7 protein-coding genes and 1 pseudogene are annotated in these 16,857 nt (G+C 66.3%); all 8 read right to left on the bottom strand.

Translation table 11 applies throughout. From position 1 onward, the window contains the following. Positions 1-77: 77 nt before the first annotated feature. The 8 genes and pseudogenes from EF387_RS05215 to EF387_RS05180 all read right to left on the bottom strand — a co-directional run bounded on the left by EF387_RS05215 (position 78) and on the right by EF387_RS05180 (position 16,427). The gene (locus EF387_RS05215; RefSeq protein ID WP_128375290.1) at positions 78-737 is read right to left on the bottom strand and encodes a restriction endonuclease; all 660 of its coding nucleotides are present in this window, start codon (positions 735-737) and stop codon (positions 78-80) included. A 380-nt stretch (positions 738-1,117) separates the two neighbouring features. Then, positions 1,118-3,004, bottom strand: a complete 1,887-nt coding sequence (locus EF387_RS05210) for an ATP-dependent nuclease (RefSeq protein WP_162467084.1) — start codon at positions 3,002-3,004, stop codon at positions 1,118-1,120. A 538-nt stretch (positions 3,005-3,542) separates the two neighbouring features. After that, the gene (locus EF387_RS05205) at positions 3,543-5,408 is read right to left on the bottom strand and encodes an ATP-dependent nuclease (RefSeq protein WP_128375288.1); all 1,866 of its coding nucleotides are present in this window, start codon (positions 5,406-5,408) and stop codon (positions 3,543-3,545) included. Positions 5,409-5,981: 573 nt separating this feature from the next. Then, positions 5,982-8,798: an RNaseH domain-containing protein gene (locus EF387_RS47045; RefSeq protein ID WP_162467083.1), complete on the bottom strand. Its 2,817-nt coding sequence runs from the start codon at positions 8,796-8,798 to the stop codon at positions 5,982-5,984. Between the two features lie 15 nt (positions 8,799-8,813). Beyond that, a complete protein-coding gene (locus EF387_RS05195) occupies positions 8,814-12,125 on the bottom strand; it encodes a hypothetical protein (RefSeq protein ID WP_238431343.1) in 3,312 nt (1,103 codons plus the stop codon). Further along, positions 12,122-13,369, bottom strand: coding sequence for a restriction endonuclease-related protein (locus tag EF387_RS05190; RefSeq protein ID WP_128375287.1), 1,248 nt, complete (start codon positions 13,367-13,369; stop codon positions 12,122-12,124). Before EF387_RS05190 ends, EF387_RS05195 begins: the two co-directional genes overlap by 4 nt. Positions 13,370-13,429: 60 nt before the next feature. Then, on the bottom strand, positions 13,430-14,680 hold the full coding sequence (locus EF387_RS05185; RefSeq protein ID WP_238431356.1) for a helix-turn-helix domain-containing protein: 1,251 nt from the start codon (positions 14,678-14,680) through the stop codon (positions 13,430-13,432). A gap of 192 nt (positions 14,681-14,872) precedes the next feature. Further along, positions 14,873-16,427 (bottom strand): annotated as a pseudogene (locus EF387_RS05180) (IS1634 family transposase). Between the last annotated feature and the right edge of the window lie 430 nt (positions 16,428-16,857).

Here is a 16,857-nt window from a genome sequence, read left to right as displayed (position 1 = left end):
CACGACCGGCGTGGCGCTAACTGAGGCCGCGCTGCGAAACGTCCGACATGACCGGACTCGCGCACCCCCGAGGCCGGTCATCTCCCGTACGCGCGCTTCCAGCGTGCTCGGTGACGGGAGTCGCCCTGCCCTTCGCCGTTCACCTCTGTCAGGGAGAGCAGGGAGGCCCCGTTGTTCCACACGCCGAGGTGATCCCGGTGCACGGCGAGGATTCCGTGCTGCAGCGCGAACTTCTCGGAAGGGCGGCTGAACCGCGTGGTCGTGACGAACACGGCCAGGTCGGCCCCGAAGTGCACCTTGGCGCCCAGCAGATCGCGAAGTTCGCGGCTCGCGATGGTGCTGCTGGGCGCATAGCGCTTGCATTGGATCACCACGCTCCGGCCATCCGGAAGGCGGCCGACGACGTCGGCGCCGTTGTCGTTGGCACCACCCACCCGCCGGACGTCACTGCACCCGTCCCGTCGGCACAGGCGGGCCACCAGCTCCTCGAACTCGGTGCCGGTCATCCCGTCCGCCTCGGCGAGTGTCCGGTGGCCGGCCTTCACCGCCTCTTCCTGCCGCCAGAGACGGTCCTGCCCACGCACCAGCCGGTCCGTACGCCACAGCCGCCATCCCGCCGCCGCGACGCCGCCAAACAGCACAGCCCCAGTGACGTACGGCCACACGACCGACCAGAAGACCACGAGTAGAACCAGCACCAGGACACCGCCGACCGCCACCGCCTTCAGACGCGCCATTCGCCGCCTGCGAGCAGCCGCACCCTGTCCACGCCTAGTCACGATCGAAGCCCTCCCCCGCAGGTCCATGTACGGCAGTCTGAGCAGCCCGAGGCGGCACGAGAAGGGCGGGAGTCGGCCATGGCTGGATCGGGCTGTCAGGGAAGGTGCCGTGGACCTGATGATGGCGCGTGATCCGCAACGCCCCCTGCTGGCGCCTCCGAGCCACCCCGGCCCTGGAAGCACCATCAGGGACATAGCGAAGCCGATCGACGTGGCCCTCGACAGAACGGTCGGCTCGGCCGGGGCGGTCACAGCACACAGTTGTGCCGTGGCCAATGAATGTTGCGCTGGGCGCTGACGCAGTCAGACCGAGGGTGAACGGAAGGCAGCGGCAGCCCTCACTTGGTGACTGCAGAACTTGGAGCCGAACTGAGTTGTTTTGTGTGGTTGCGGTTCGACTCCGTGGCGTACTGGAGCGGCCCTTCCAGGGCTCGGACTAGCCGAAGCCGAAACTCTTCTAGGGGCCGTGGCCTTACGGCGGGGTCTGCGCCAGCACTGGCGATCAACGCGTTTGTAAGATCCTGTGCCTTGCGGAAGAGGTTGAGTTCCCTCGCCAGGGCACCCAGCGCCTTCTTGGGGTCAACCAAGACGAACCGGTCACGCTCCCAGCGTTCCCTTACTTGCGCGGACACCTCCTGGTGGACGGCATCTACGGCCTCGCTCCGTGCCTTCATGGCACGCGCGGAGGCCGCATATTGCTCTTTGAGACCTCGGATGCCGTCCCTCTTGTCCGGACGCGGCAATGGGAAGCGGTTGGCCAGCTCACCCGCGAGCATGTCGGTGACGACATCGTCCGCTAGTGGGTCTACTGCGGCGCGGAGCAGAGCCTCAGCCTCGTCGAGCGAGGTCGGGCGGCCGAGGGATCCCAGCACCGCTGCGACAAGGGGAGGGTCCAGAAGCATGCTCTCCAGTGCCCGACGGGGCCAGATATGAAGGTTGGGGTAGTCCCGCTGGTGCTTCTGAACCTGGGTGTCGCTCATCAGGTCGCGGTCGATGAGGCACATCCAGGGCAGTGAACTCAGGTCGTCGGTCAGCATCCGGTGACGGGCAAGCACCTGGCCGGAGCTGCCTGCCTTGATCACATGCACGTTCTCCAGTTCCTCGGGGAACAGACGCTCCAGATAGTCCTCGTCCCTGTCGCCCTCCACGACCAGGCGTCCGCCCTTGAGGAGCAGGTCGGCCTCGTCGACGCCCATGTCGGCAATCACACCTGCCAGCGAAGAGACACTGGCGGCTCGTCGGGCTTGGTCGGTGGCTTCGCCACCGAGCATCTGGTAGACCTGCGACGGATGTGCAGCAGCGACGATCTTCACCGAGTGGGTGACGATCATCGTCTGGGTCCGGCGGGCGCGGGATCGCACCGCACGCAGAAACGCCATCTGCAGGGCCGGATGCAAGTGCTGCTCGGGCTCATCGAGCAGCAGCACACTTCCGTCGTGAGCTGATTGATGGAGTGCGCACAACAGTCCGAGCAGGCCAGCCTCTCCACTGGAAAGCTCGCTGACGGGGTGCCGACCATCCACCGTCGCAACTTCGATGCGGGTAGCCCCGAAGCCGCCGATCGGTTGCGGGCGTAGCAGCGTTTTACCCGTTGCCTCGCGGAACGTCGCTGCCAGTTGCTCGTAGGCGTCGTCGAGACCCCCGCTGTGCCGAGCTTTCACCAGCGAGCAGTAATCCAACGCTGTGAGACGGCGCGTCAGATCATCGGCAGCCGGGGAGCCGGGTGGAAACCCGCCCGGCAGGACACCGGCACTCCCATAGGCGGACGTGGCTCCTACCCGACCGTCTTCGGCGGCACCGAGGAGAGTGATGTCCGGGAAGCTATTACCGGCTCGGAAGACGGGATCGAAGAAAGTGGCGACAACGGACGAGTCCGAGAAGGATACTTTTCCTGCTTTATCCACTTGTGCGACCCGGCGGTACCGGTCCATCCGTTCGGCAGACCTGCCGAACACGGATCGATGATGCAGATTCACACGATGGAACTCTTCGTCGCTAAGCGAGAAGGACAGTTCGATCTCGGCTCTGTCCTGGCCCAGCCGTACCAACTCTGGACGCGGCTGCAGCTGCCCTGCGCGCGTGATCAGGTGCAGGGCTTGGAACATCGCGGTCTTACCAGCACCGTTCTGCCCGGTAATTAGCGTGTACGGCTGCGTGTCCAGCTCCGTCAGCTTCGCGTGGCGGATCGCCTTGAAGTCGGTGACCACGATCTCGGAGATACGCACAAGGGCCTCAACGATGCACTGGGAGCAGCAGGCGGCGCCGCTCTCTGAAGTGGCAAAGGGGCGGCGCAAACCCGACAATAGTGCAACACGGTTAGGTCGTAGAAATGATTAAACGGACGTCGAGCGACGCCTGTGCCGTGTACGACGTCCCAGCTTGTGTCTCGTCGCCGGAGTTCGGGAGTCCGTCGGCCGAGACACCTCCGAGAGGGTGGTGCACAGCGCCTGAGAGACAGCCTCGTCGTCCCGCTGAACACTGCTCACGTTGCCTGCCGACGAACGCTTCCGCCCACCACATCACGCATATTGGGGACCGCCACGGTACTTCTCCCCCGGAGCCCGTCCAGGTGCGACACTTTGAAGCTCGGGGGTTTTGGGGGAGCCTGACTTGGCTCAAGAGTCGGTGTCACGGCAGGAACTAATCCGTCGGCGGCGCAGCAGCGGGTTCGTCGGGCACCCGGCGCACTGTGCCCGTCAACGCGCAGCGGCTAGCCATGGTCCTCGCCCGGCTCCAGGAGGAGCTGGAGCCGGGCTGACCGCTTTAACCGACCAGCGCCATCACGTTCTCCAGCAACGAGTACAGGAGCTTCGGCTCTCCCCCGGCAGTACGAGCAGCCTCGGCATACGTCGGGGCGTGCTTACAGTCGGCGACGTAACCATCGCCCTGCTTCGCCAGCTCCTTGCGCCGCTCAGTCCACGCCGGCCAGTGCTCGGCGAGGTACGCCTCCAGGTCATCCTCGAACACCGTATGAGTCGCCTCGCACGCGGTGACCGGCCGAGCGTTGGCCGAAGCACCCAGGTAGCCAAGAATGTTCATGTTCTTCTCACCCGCCGCACGGACAGCCTCAGCCTTGCCGGCCAATGCCTTTGGCCCTGCGTCACCGTCGAAGACAACGTAGCACTTGACACCGAAGCCACTCAGGATGGCGTGGGCGAGGATGAGGTTGTCCTTGCCTTCCACATTGATCACGCTGATGCCGTTCGCGCCAAGGCTTAGACCCTGCTGCTCCGCAAAACCAAGGATGACCGCCTCGTCCGCCTCTCCTTCAACGAGCACAGCAGCCGGGACGAAGAGCCCCTCTGCCAAGTCCTTCACGTAGCGCGTAGTCGCATGACGCCGGATGGACTTTTCCGACACTCGGCCGTTGAGAGACTGGGCGAGCTCCTGTTCGGACAGCTGCCGCACCGTGACCTCGGGGTGTTCCCCGCTGCCCACCCTGGCCAGCCGACGGATCTGCTCGTAGCTCCGGGGGTCAATGAACACCGGGCTATGAGTCGCGTACATCACCTGCGTTCGGTCCACTGCCGAAGCGACGAGGCCGCGCAGAACCTGGGCAAAGACCCTTGTCTGCGCGGGGTGCTGAAAGAGCTCCGGCTCTTCGATCGCAAGGCACAGCGACCGGGTCCCGTCCTCAGGCCGACGAGTCTCCGCAAGGTACTTCAACGCGGCGATGATCAGCGCTCGCTGGAAGCCGTGCCCCTGGCGACGCACCGAGGTCATGGCCGCGCCGTCCTTAATACTGACCGCAAAAGTCGTTTTGGCCGGCTTCGGAGTCTGAGCCACAGGCTTCACGACGATGTGCCGCCCCGTGCTGAATTTGGCGACTTCGTCGGACAGCGAACCCGACAGCCTCTTCAGCATCGGCCCGTAGATCTCCTCGTGCACCTTCTCGCGAGCCATCTGCGCGTCGTCCTCGATCGAGGTGAACCGAGCGTCGGCCTCAGAACGGTCCACCGCGTGCTCAAGGATGCGGCCCACCGCCGTGGCCTTGTTGTCGTCCGCCTCCTCGTATGCGCGCAGGTCGGCGGAGATGAACACGAAGTCGATCAGTTTGGCCAGCAGCCCCTGGCCGGCGAACCCGAAGAACTGCGTGCCCTCGACGTCCGTTTCGGCGAGCCGATCGCGGTTCTTCGACTCCCAGATGCGCATGGCGGCCTCTGCATCGTCCCAGCCCTTTGTGGCAGGCAGGTCCAGCCCGGGGACGCTCTCCCGCAGCGCCTTGTACGCGGTGTGCTTCTCGCGTTTCCCCTCAAGCCGCCTGATTTCGTCGAACGGCGGGTACGCCAGGGCCTTCCCGGTGATCCGATCGTCCCCGTCCTCCCAGGTACGCCAGATCCGCACCGTCTCAACCCCGTCGGGCGCGTAGTAGCCCAACGCGGTGCGGTCGGAAGCCGTCAGCCCGTCGAATTCCACTTCCACACGGATCCGCTTGCCCTGCGCCGCCGAGTGAACGTCCTCTTCTCCGACTCCTCCGCCCTTGTCCCCGTTGAAGAACCAGTCAAGGGCGCGCAGCACGGTGGACTTGCCGACGCCCGTGGGGCCGATGAGGGAGGTGATGCCATCGAAGGAGACATCCAGCGTGCGCAAGCAGCAGAAGTTCTCGATACATACGCGCTTGATCTTCACGAGCGTCCAGGGATGCAAAGGTACGGGGCTGTTAGGCCCACAGGGACATCTGTGACGCTAGCGCCGGACGTGGTGTGTGGTCAGTTTCTTTTCATAATTGGATACATGAGACATCCCACCAAGTCCCGGCGACACCGGGGCAGATATCCATACAGGTGCGCGGGCATCCTTCCCGTCTCGGCGAGCCGCCCGTCCCACCCACTGGGGCCAATGGCAGGGCCCCCGCTTGCTCCGAGGCCAATCAACACGCATCGGGGTGCGTCCTCCGCGGGTCCCCTAGCGGCAGCGGAACGTCAACAGGGCCTGTGACTGGGTCTAACGTCGACCACTCTGGTCTCAGTTTTGGTCTCATTCCCCCCGTCCGGCGGCGTCCGAAACTCCCACCAGCACCCGCTCCACCGCAGGTCAGGACGCCTCCGTCCCTCGCCGAACAGCCGGGCAAATATTTGGAAAGCGTGTTGGTGGCAACCCTTTACAGGAGTGGGGCGAGGCGGAGTGGGGCGACGCGGGCATTGGAGTCCACTGCGCCACCACCCGCGTCCCCAACCTCTCAGGGCAATACACCTAGCTCTTCTACTCCGTGGCTTCTCCCTCTGCTGCTTCGTCCCCACTCCCTGGCTCCGCATCGGCCACCTCGCGCCGGTATTGCGGGTGGTCGAGGTCCATTTGCCGTGCCGCGTGCAGCGGCACCGGGTAGCGGGCCCGGTCGGACCAGAAGAGGGTCTGGTGGCAGAGGCGGGCGGTCATGGCCGCCAGCGCCTCACGCGCCGCGTCGGACGGTCCCCCGATGGGGAGGATCTCCGTGGCAGTCATGGCGTAGAAGTTCTGCGGCATCTCGCCCTTGCGACGCTCCGACCGGTCTTCTGACTGCACCGACTTCTCCGCCTCCCACCGGGTGCGCTTGGAACCCAGCCGGCCAGCACCACTGCCGTCAAAGGCGCGGGGCACGTTGCATAGCAGCCATACGGGCGTACCGAAGTCCGTAGCGACTTCGAAGAGCAGCGTCGAGGTGTCCCTCTCGACCGGCTCGGCACCTTCCTTCTTGCCCATGTGGGTGACGCTGACGGGCTGCGGTACCTCCTCGTCTTCCGTGTTGAGACGGATAACGGCAAGCGGTGCGTGCCCACCGAGCCGTTCCCCAGGGAGCTGATACCGGCTGCGGTTGCTGTCAGTTCCTGTCTTTGCGTGTTGCTCACCAAGGCGCACGTTCTGCAGGCCGTCCCACATCCGTCGCGCGGACTGCGCGTCCACAGTGACCGTGTACGGAACGCCGTCCAATTCGTCGACGAGGTCGCCAAGGGCGCGTTCCACCATGTCGGCGGCACCGTCCCATTTCTGCCGATAGCTCGTCATCTCTGCAGAGGGTTCGGGATACGGGTGGGCGTGGAAGGCGTTCTGAGCTGAGCGGTACGGCCGCCACACCGGGGCCGTGGAGCTCCAGCCGAGAAGGGACCATGCCCCCTCCGAAGCCTGTGGCGGGACCAGTGCGGTGGCCGTGATGACGATTTTGGGCTCGCCCTTCTCGCCGTAGCGACGGTTCTGCTGTCGCACGTGCACGCCGACATGCGCGATCTGTTCGACCGGATATCCGCCCTTGCTCTGAAGGGCGTTAGAGATCCGTTCGTCGGTGACGCCGAGCGAGCGGTACAGGTCGAGCAGCGCCATCTGTGCCGGGTGATCCTCGCCGCCCGGCTCGATGACCCCGTCCTTCCCACGGCCCATCAGGTACTGCGACGGGACGTCGAGGCGAGCCAGGACAGCCTTCGTCTGCGGTTTGGCATCGAAATCGTCAAAATCGCGGGCATCGATGCTGGGGAAGTCGTCTGCGTGCGGGAGTTCGGTCTCACACCAAGAGCCGACCAGGATTCCGTCGCGGGGCCTGAGCGAAGCGACAAGAGGCTCCAGGGCCTCTGCGCGGTCCCTCCCGCGCCCCGGCCGCAGGAAGCCCGGCGCGTAGTAGAACACGGCCGTGATGCGGCCCTGGTAGAGATCGACCTCGACGCCTTCCTGGGTGTCCAGGCCGACAGGGTCAAGCCCGAACGCGCGACAGAACGTCTGCAGCATGCGCTGCCGGGTCTCGTCCCTGTACCAAAGGCAGGCGATGCGAAGCTTCTTGAAGCCAGCCTCGTCCACGGAGATACAGAGCGATTCTGCTGACGGGAAGAGGCTGCCGCGGGAGCGCAGCGGTTCCTTACTACCGGTCCGCTCCCGCTCTTCCTTGCGACGCTTCAGTTCCTGGGCCGTGACCGTCTCGAGAGCAGTAGGGCGGCGCGGCAGAGTCATCGCAGACTGGCGCAAGGGCAGGCGCTGGGCTTCCTCTCCGAAGACAGCATCCGCGTGGGCGCGCAGGAGCCGCAGGTGGTGCATGCCGACGCCGGTTCCGATGGGGTGCTTGTAGTTCTTCGCAGGAATGGGCCAAATCTGGCCGGGGTGTACACGTGGGAACTGCAGCTTCTCCTTGAAGGCTCGGGCCCGTTCGCGAAGTTTCTGCTCATGTTCGGAACGCTTCTTGATGGACTGGAGAATCGAGTAGTCCATCTCCAATCGGCCAAGCGCCTCCAGTGCCTGCCGGGGGATCGTCTTCGCCCCGCCGCGCCCATTGAGCTTGACCTCCAGTACCGGTCGTCCCTCGCCGGGCTGGACGGCCAGAGCTGTGGAGCTGAAGATCAGCGAGGATGAGATGCGAGAGACGCGCGAGTCCAGGAGCAGCACGGGATGCTGGACGTTCGGCAGAGTCTTCAGACGCACCGCAGTGCGGCACACGGCGTAGCGCCCGCCACCCTCGTTCTCCCAGGCGTCGTCCAACGCGACCAGTCCGCCAGTGGTATCGGGACGTAGAGTGATCTCTCGACCATTGGAGAGTTGGAAGGGAACGGCCGCGAGGCGCTCGACCAGACCCCAACTCACGCTCCTGTAAAGCCAGTTCGGAGCGTCCGGCTGGACTCCCTCCGCCCCCTCCAGATGCTCGTGCAGGGCGATCTCCTGCTCAGGCGTCTGCGCGATACGCCGTGCAAGCTCGGGCGGCTGCCGCAGGTCGATCATCTCGACCTGCTCGCCGAGGGCGAGGCCGTGGGTCAGGGCGAAGGCTTTGCGCAGGAGATCGCTATCGATCGACCGCCGAGACACCAGGAACGGCGACGCGCCCTTGGGTTCGAAGAACACGTACCCGCCGGTGATCACCTGGAGCACGGTAGTGGCGATGGTGTATGGCGCCTGGGCCTCCTCCTTGCCGAAGCGTTTTCGGCACTGAGCAGTGAATGTGCTCCACAGCTTGGCAGTCTCCGCGTCGAGTCGGCGCACGTGAACCGTCGCATCCCCCACCAGCCCGGGAGTACAGCGGTAGGCCAGAGTGTGCAGGTACTTTCCCGGCTCGAGGATCTGGTCGTTCACTCGTCTCTATCTCTTTCAGTGGGTGAGGGTCGGGTCGATGCCTGCGTAGGAGAGGAAAGCGTTCAGAGCTTCCCCATACAGGTCGTTCATCTGTCGCTTCACTGCGGGCGGCCACTGGTCGTGGATGCGGCGCAGGACGGTTTCCAGGTCGGAACTCCAGGTGTCCTCGTGGAAGGCGTAGTCGACCAGGTGAAGGACAGCCTCGGTGCCACCCCGTCGAGCCCGTCCAGCCAGCTGAATCAGGTCGACGACGACGCCCGCGACCACCTCCTCTTGGAGCGACTTGGGCATGGATGTGAACTGGGGTGCCGCACGCAGGATCAGTTCGAGCCGCTGCCACGCGGCGGCGCGTGCCTCCTCCAGCGCGTCGTCGGGATCGGCGGTGCCACCCGCCGAGAGCGCGTGTAGCCCGGCGGCGTTGACGCTGGCGTACATCTCCGCGGGTTCAGCGAACAGCGCCAGAGGTCGGACACAGAGGTAGACCGAGCGCACGGCGGAGCGGATGCCGACGACGATGTTCAGACCGCGGGCGATCAGGGACAGGGGAACAACCAGGACATTGCCGTGCTGGGGGAAGTCCTCGAACTGCTCGGCAGTGAGGCGCGTAGCGATGTTTTCGCGCGGCAGGTCCGGGTCTGGGCTGTGCCGGTCGCCGTCCCTTACTGCAACGCAGAGCCCTTCTCGGTATACGCCGGCCTGGGCGATTCCTCGGGCGAGCCAGGCGCACTGCTGATAGGAGTTGGCCACGACCAGGACGTGCGCGCGGTCCTTGTCCTTGGCGCGCTGCCGCTCCAGCTCCCGGTGGATGTACTGGTCGTAAAGCTGTGTGCCGAGTTCGATCAGGGCGCCCTTCTTGCGGCTGGGATGCTGGCCGGAGATCTTGATCGGCTCGCCGTACAGGGGGTGGCCCTCGCCGTACTCGATGCGGTGGCGCCGGGCGCGGATGGAGCGGGCCTGGGCGTCAGTCATCCACCAGCGCACGGGCGCGTGGACGTGCTCGCGGACCGCTTGGGGGAAGTACGCGGTGGCGGACAGTCCCATGACGGGACGCTCGACATCGGCCAGGCAAAGCGAGACGAGGCCGCCCAGCTCGGCGGTGAAGGTGTGCGGGTCGCCAGCGATGCTCTGCGCGACGAGTTCGGCGCTGCGCTCCCGGTCGTCAAGGCCGGTCACTCGGTATCCCGTGAGAGAGCGGCCCAGCAGGCCGAGCGGCAGGACGGCCGTGACGGCGCTCGGGCTGAGCGTCTCCGCGATCCGCTGGGCGGAGCGGAGCCCGGAGGAGCGGTAGTGCTGAGCGCAGGCACGCAGTTCGGAGAGCGCTTCATCCAGCTCGGTCATGGTCGCCCGGGTGACGAGGAGGTTGACCGCTTGAGCGCGTCGGTGCGGGTCCTTCACCCGTGATTCCAGCAGCCGGTGCAGATCGAGCTTGACCGCGTCCAGCAGCTGTTGGCCGCGCGGGGCCACCAACGCTTCCAGGGCCCGGCGTACTTCGTCCCAGCCCACCTCTGTCGGGTCGGCTTCTGCGATACGTGGCTGCAGGTAGCGAGCGGGCATGAGGTCCTGGAGACGCAGAGCGAGGTCGGCCGGTAGATCCGCGTCCGCGGAAGCGTCCAGGTCGGGCCAGAGCAGGCGGACCAACTGCCGGTCCCGCCCACGAGCCAGGTGCCACCGCAGCCCGGTCCGGTCCGGGACACGGTTCTGGGCGCGCTCGTCGTCCATGACGTCCAGGCGCAGTGCGCTGCTGCACACGGCAAGCAGCAGGAACTCCGCCATCAGCCGCACCTGGCCGACCGACGGCAGCAGGTCCGCCTCGTCCGAGACCGGCAGCCGCTTCGCATCCGTGTCCATCTCCTGCGGAGCCGCTGTCCAGTGCCGTCGCGAGTGCAGGACGGCTTCGCCGGCGCATCGGTCCACTGCCCTCGACTGGAACTGGTCGACCTCGTCGACGAGGACGGCGTGGCAGGTGCGCAACGCGAACTCGGCGACACTCACCCCACTGACGGGCCGTCCGTCGAGGTTCACGCCGATACGCAAGTTGCCCTGGAGGAAGGCGAAGTGATTCGTCACTACCACGTGCGCCGAGCACGCCTCGTATACAGGAGCGAACTTGCCGCAGGTGGGAATCCAGGGACAAGCGGACGCGCCCACGCCCTGCCGGAACAGGGACAGACAGGGCTCGCGGCCAGGCGGATAGTCGGCGCTGGACTCCAGCAGCGGTCGCTGGGCGCATCCGTAGGAGAGCGGGTCCACGTCCCGTTCGCCGTTCTCGCCCCATTCTCCCGGCGACTGCGGGTCCTCGTCGATGAGACGGGCCAGCTTGTGCGCACGCTCGTGCATGCCCGAGGACGACATCAGGTGCGCGCAACCAGTCTCGTGCTTGATGACGTCGAGGTCCTGTAGGACGCGCAAGTCGAACTGGATCTTGCGGGTCATGGCCAGACACGCCTTGATGTCGGGCAGAACAATGGTGACCCGGTACTGCTGCTTGGCGAACCATGCGGCCAGGACGCGCACGAGGACGCTCTTTCCCGTCCCGGTCGGAGCGTGGAAGATCTCCAGGCCGCCCGCTGTCATCCGCAGCGCTTCCTGCGGGCTGATGATGTCGGACGTCTGCAGGACGAAGAACAGTCCCTTGAGCGTGGCGTGGAGGTAGCGCTTCTCCTGCGGCTCGCCGCTCTCGATCTGCGCGGCCAGCTCAAGCAGGTCCTCCGTGGGGATATGGAGGTCGTCCAGTGGGGGTGCGGAGTCGATGTGCGGTAGGTGGTCGTGGCCGAATGCCTCGGTGAATCCGGGATAGGTGGGGATCGTCAGCTGGCCGTGAACCTGCCCGACCTGGGGGACGTAGATCTCGCCCGTCTTCCAGGTTCCGGGGCCGGCGAACTCGGGAGGCTTCGGCCTGGCGCTGGGCCGGCGGAACCGGGCGATCTGGCGGTCGACGAAGGCAAGCAGGTCACCGCCGACCCTGGGGATGGCCGCCTCGGCGGTGAGCGGGTCGCCGCCCGCCGGTTCGAAGGTGAGCAGTTTCTGGGACTCACCCAGGTGCTCGTCGTCGAAAGCCGCGAGCAGTGCGCGGGCTGCCAGAGTGAAGGTTCGTACGTCGCCGAGCCTGCCGGGGGCGTTGCTGAACACGTCGACGATGCGGCGGCGTTCTTCGCTCGTCAGCTCCGGCCACCGGTCCCAGGCCCGGAACTGCCCGGACAGCAGAAATGCCGCCTTACGGAAAGGGGCTGCGGGCGCGTCGCCACCCACCGACGTGTCAGGGAAGTAGTGGGCGGCCAGTGCGAGCGTGGCGCATAGGACTGTTTTCTCCACGGATGACTTGCTCACGCCCAGGCCACCCCCGAACGCTCGCAGACCTTCTCGCCGAACTCGGACGCGGTGGTCACCTTCAGTCCGTACCTCTCCCCCACTCCCGACAGCAGGGGCACCTGGATGGCCCGGTGGTCTGGAACCACCAGCCACTCCGCTCCCCCGCTGTCGCCTTCCTGCGCGTGAATCAGCTGTGCGAGCGCGGTGCCCGAGGTGTAGTCCTTCACGTCGACGCGCAGTTGCTCCTTCTTCCGTGCCCGCTTACGCCCGACGTGCACACAAAGGTCGTAGGCATCCAGGGCCGGCCACAGATCCACCTTGAGGCCGCGCTCTACCAGCCGGTCTCGCAGCGCCAGCTCCGCCAGCCCGGGGACGCAGGTGTACCGCCACACTCCCCGTACCAGGGCCTTATGTCCCTCGACCGGTTTCGCCTCCGGCACGTCCTCCAGCTCGGGTCTGAGGACGGCTTCCCGATCACTCGGGGGTGGTGGCGGCGGTTCCGGCAGTAGTTCGGGCGGAACTATCCCGTCACCGGGACGGAAGCGGTAAGCAGCGCCCATCTCCTGGTGCGGCTTGTGCCAGCAGGCGACCACACCAATCTCCTGGCCCGCCTTGCGGCGCAGCGCGATGTGCATCGGCCATCGGCATACCGGGCAGGCGAACCACCAACCCCGGTACGTCGAGGCGTAGGGGATGTCCTCGTACAAGTCCGCGACCAGAGGCGGCAGCCGCAGTTCACTCAACTCGCTTACCGGGCCTGCAGGGTAGCGAATCAGATCGGTACGTCCGGTCTCGTAGACCTTCTGGTTACCCGCCTTGCACAGCTGGGCGAAGGCCGTCTCCTGCGCGACCTCGTCGTCCAAGTCCCGCGCGCTGATCAGACCTGTGCCCCGCCTGCTCTTCTGCAGAACGCGGAGCACCAGGCGCTGCTCTGCATCGATATCGAAAGCATCCTCCGTGACGTGCCCGTCAGGATCGACCGCGCGCAGTTCGTCTACATCCCACCCTGGGATCCCTTCGGGCAAGAGCTGGGAAGGATCACCGCGCACCTGGCGCCGAAAGTCAGCGAACGACAATGCGCTTCCCGGACCACGCGCGGCCAACAACGCGCCGTGACACTCCATCAAAGTCCCGAGGCGGGCGGAGGGCGTCACCCCGGGAGCCGTCATCGCGTCAGCTGCACGCAGCACCGAGCGCGCCACTAGGGACTTCACCCAGAGCTCATCGACCGGCCGAACGTCATCGCTCGTCGCGTTCTCCATGAACCCAGAGGGTAAGAGCCGCCACTGACAATTGGTCTGGCCTCGTGTGCAACAGACGCATTATGAGTGTTCGTCAGCGAGCGCCGCGACGACCGTGGTATCGACCCGTGGGTACCGCCGACGGTACTCGGCCAGGTACTCAGCTGCGTGCCGCAGGCCGACCGGGGTCAGCTTCCACCGGTAGCCGACGACGTGACTCCCGTCGGCAGCAAGTACTGGCACCTCATCGATGAATCCGCGGCTCGGCCGCCCAGCGGACCTGCTCTTGTAGCCGACGCCCAGGTAAAATGGAGCCCGGCCGGACAACGCGTCCCGCTCCAAACCATCCGGGCCTGCCGCGGCCACCCGGGCCATGACACCCCACAGCCACTCGGACAGCAGTGGCATGTCAGGCTGCTGCTCTGCGGGTTCACCCAGCCCAGCGCGGGCGACTGCCCTACCCTGCTTCGTCATCTCGACCCGAACTCGGGTCACTTCACCCGCTGCTGGGTGCTGCACCACGTCAGTGCTGGTGATCAACAGTTCGCGGCGTTCCAAGGCATGCACCGTCGCACCGGCTCCGGGGTCGTGGACGCCATTGCTCCGTAGCCGTTCCTGCAGCCGCGTGTAGCCCACGACTCGTGCAGGTGCATGCAGAGCGAGGGGCAACTTGCGCCACTCAGCAGGCCGCGGGACGGGGAGATGATGGACCCGGCGCATCCACATTTCCGTCTCCGTCATGCGCTCGTCCCGCAGGACCTCCCCGAGGTAGACCCTCTGCCGCTCGTTCAATGACCGCCAGGCAGCCTCGGCCGGGCCACTCGCGCCCTTGCGCGGCCGGCGGCTCGGGCGCACCGGCGCCGACTCATTAGGACGGGTACGCATCCAGGCGTCCACGACCATACGCGCGGGGACGCCGTAGACTTTGGCCAGCGCGGCGGGAAGCAGTCCCACCACATCGTGATCGCCCCAGTTCCGACCAAGGACAGGACGCCCCTGCTCCAAGGCAGAAAGCCGCGGCGCTGACAGGTAAAGGTCACGCCCGACGGTCGTGCGGCGTAGCAGCTCCACGGCTTGGTCGAGTGTCAGGCCAGCAGCGAACCGTAGGTCGACGAGTCCTTCCTCTCCGCGACGGACTCCGGTGAGCTCCTCCACATCGCAGCGCAACGCCTCCGCCATCTTCTGCAGCCGCTGCGGGGTCGGGGTGTGCCTGCCCTCCTCGTAGAAAAACATCATGCGCGTCGACACCCCGATTCGCCGGGCGAGTTCGGCCTTCGACAGCCCTGCCCGCTCCCTCAGCGTCGCTAGGCGACCTGGAGCTATCACACGCATAGGCAATGGCATGCCTCCATAGAACTGCAATGAAGACTTCATGGCAATAGCGCTCACCAAGATCCGCAGTCCGTACAGCTTGAAGTCGACCAGGACCGATCCGCTGACTAGGGCAAATGCATGGGTTCGTGCTTGCAGTCAACGGCGTACAGCGCCGTCCGGAAGCCCCTTCCGCGCCAGCCACACCGTAGGTCAGGACGTCCCTGTACGCCCCAGCGCCGCCAGACGAAGGCCCGAGTTGGGCCAAGTTAGTGCGCACCGGCTCTGCGGTGGATCTTGTCGAGGGTCGCTTGGACGTCGTCGGGTAGCGGTGACGGTGTGCGGGCCGGCCTGGATTTCGATGGTGCGGTAGCGGCGCAGGGTGGTGACGAACTTCTTGATCGACCAGCCGGTGGTGTCCTCGATCCAGCGGGAGACGGCCAGGGCGGCGAACACGATGGTCAGGTGGGCTTCGATCGAGTCGCGCGTGCGGTGGTATATCGGCCGGGCGGCCAGATCGCTCTTGCTCATCCGGAAGGACTTTTCGATCTGGAAGAGCCGGTGGTAGGCGCCGATCACGAACTCCGGTGTGGGGTCGGGGAGGTTGGTGACGTAGCCCTTGATCCCGGCCAGGGCGCGGGCCTTGGCCTCCAGGGTCCGGTTGACGGTGCGGGTACCGCCGGAGAGCCGGACGAACCGGTTGCGCTTGACGGCCGTCTTGCCCGCCACTGCTTTCTCCGCCTTGGCGACCTGCTCGTCGATGCCGCGCAGGGTGCGGCGGGCCCTCTCGGCCCGGTATTGGTAGTAGAAGACCTGGTCACGCCGCCCGCCCGCTGGCCCGGCGGGCCAGGGCTGGGTGAAGACGTGCCCGTCGGGTATGGGCTGGTCCAGGTGGGCGGTGCGCCACCGTTCGATGACGTAGGGAACGTCCGGGATCCTCGCCCCGAGGATGAACGACAGCCCCTCGGCCTCGATTTCCTTCATGTTGGCCTCGGAGACGATGCCGGCGTCGGCGACGATCGTCACGTCCGGCAGCTGGTGGGCGGTCATGAACGCGCGGATCGACGGCAGCATCATTGGTCTCCGCGCGGTTGCCCTCGAACGCGTTGACCATCAGCGGGAACCCGGCCGCGTCGGTGAGCAGGCCGATCGTGATCTGTGGCTCCAGCCGCCGTTCCTTGGAGAAGCCCGGCTCGCGAACCCCGTCCCCGGCGTCGGTCTCGAAGTACAGGGTCGACACGTCGTAGAGCACTAGCGAGGCGGGCCCCAGCCCGGCCTGGCGTGCGCATGCCGCGGCCAGCGCCTCCCGCCAGCACTCGGCCGCGTAGACCGGGAGCCGACGCTTGACCGTGCGATACGAAGCCGACTGGACGCCTGCTTCTTCCAGCACCCGCAGCGAGTCGAGCTTGCTGGTCGGCTCGATGATCCGCGCCAGCACCAGATGGCGGAACACCTCATCCCCGCCCGCGGCGTCGTCGAACCCCAGACGGTCGTAAGCGCAGGCGAGGGCATTCCACAGGTGGCCCATCCGTGCCGAGGTGATCGGCAGCGGCCCGCCCGCTTCCGGCGCGGGGTCCAGGCCCAGGTCCAACTCGCCCTGCCCGGCCGCCATCCGCTGCCGGGCCACGGTCTTCAGCAGTTCGAGCTCGAGGTCGTCGTGCGCGGACCCGATGTGCTCGATGTCCCGTGACCCACGGCGCGAGGAGTGCACGATCTGCACCGCCCGAGCACCCGAGGCGGTCTTCACAGTGCGAATGTACGGGGCCACCCACACACCTTAGGGCCACGATTTAGTGCGCAACTTCGCCCCCGCCTCGCCACGAACCTGCAGCTCAGCAGCCTACGTCCTCACTCACCCACGAAACGTGGCCCAAGTCGGGGAAGACATGGAGAGCGTGTCGGGGCACGAAGGCTGTCATGCCCCGCAGCTGTCCGCCCGAGTTCCGCCGCCGCGCCCTCGTTCTGGTCGAGTCCGGCCGGAAGGTCGCCGGGCCAGCTGATCCTGCATCCGCCGAGGACCGGGAAAAACCTCGCGGGCTCCGCCGTTCAGTTCGGGGCAGACTGCGACGCCCACAGTCCTCAAACCGCGAAGCTGCCGAGTTTCATGCAGCGCTCTTGGGTCGCGCCGCCATCTCGTCCAGAACCCGAGAACCGCGAGCACTGCAAGCACCCCAACGATCAGGAGTGTGGTGGACTGG

The sequence above is a fragment of the Streptomyces cavernae genome, assembly GCF_004023625.1.
Lineage (GTDB): Bacteria > Actinomycetota > Actinomycetes > Streptomycetales > Streptomycetaceae > Streptomyces > Streptomyces cavernae.
The sequence above is the reverse complement of the archived record's forward strand: the minus strand, read 5'-3'. Positions and strand labels throughout refer to the sequence as shown.

Coding starts and splice junctions, on each gene's coding strand:
- EF387_RS05215 (WP_128375290.1), bottom strand. CDS start 737: ATGGCGCGTCTGAAGGCGGTGGCGGTCGGCGGTGTCCTGGTGCTGGTT.
- EF387_RS05190 (WP_128375287.1), bottom strand. CDS start 13,369: ATGGAGAACGCGACGAGCGATGACGTTCGGCCGGTCGATGAGCTCTGG.
- EF387_RS05185 (WP_238431356.1), bottom strand. CDS start 14,680: ATGCGTGTGATAGCTCCAGGTCGCCTAGCGACGCTGAGGGAGCGGGCA.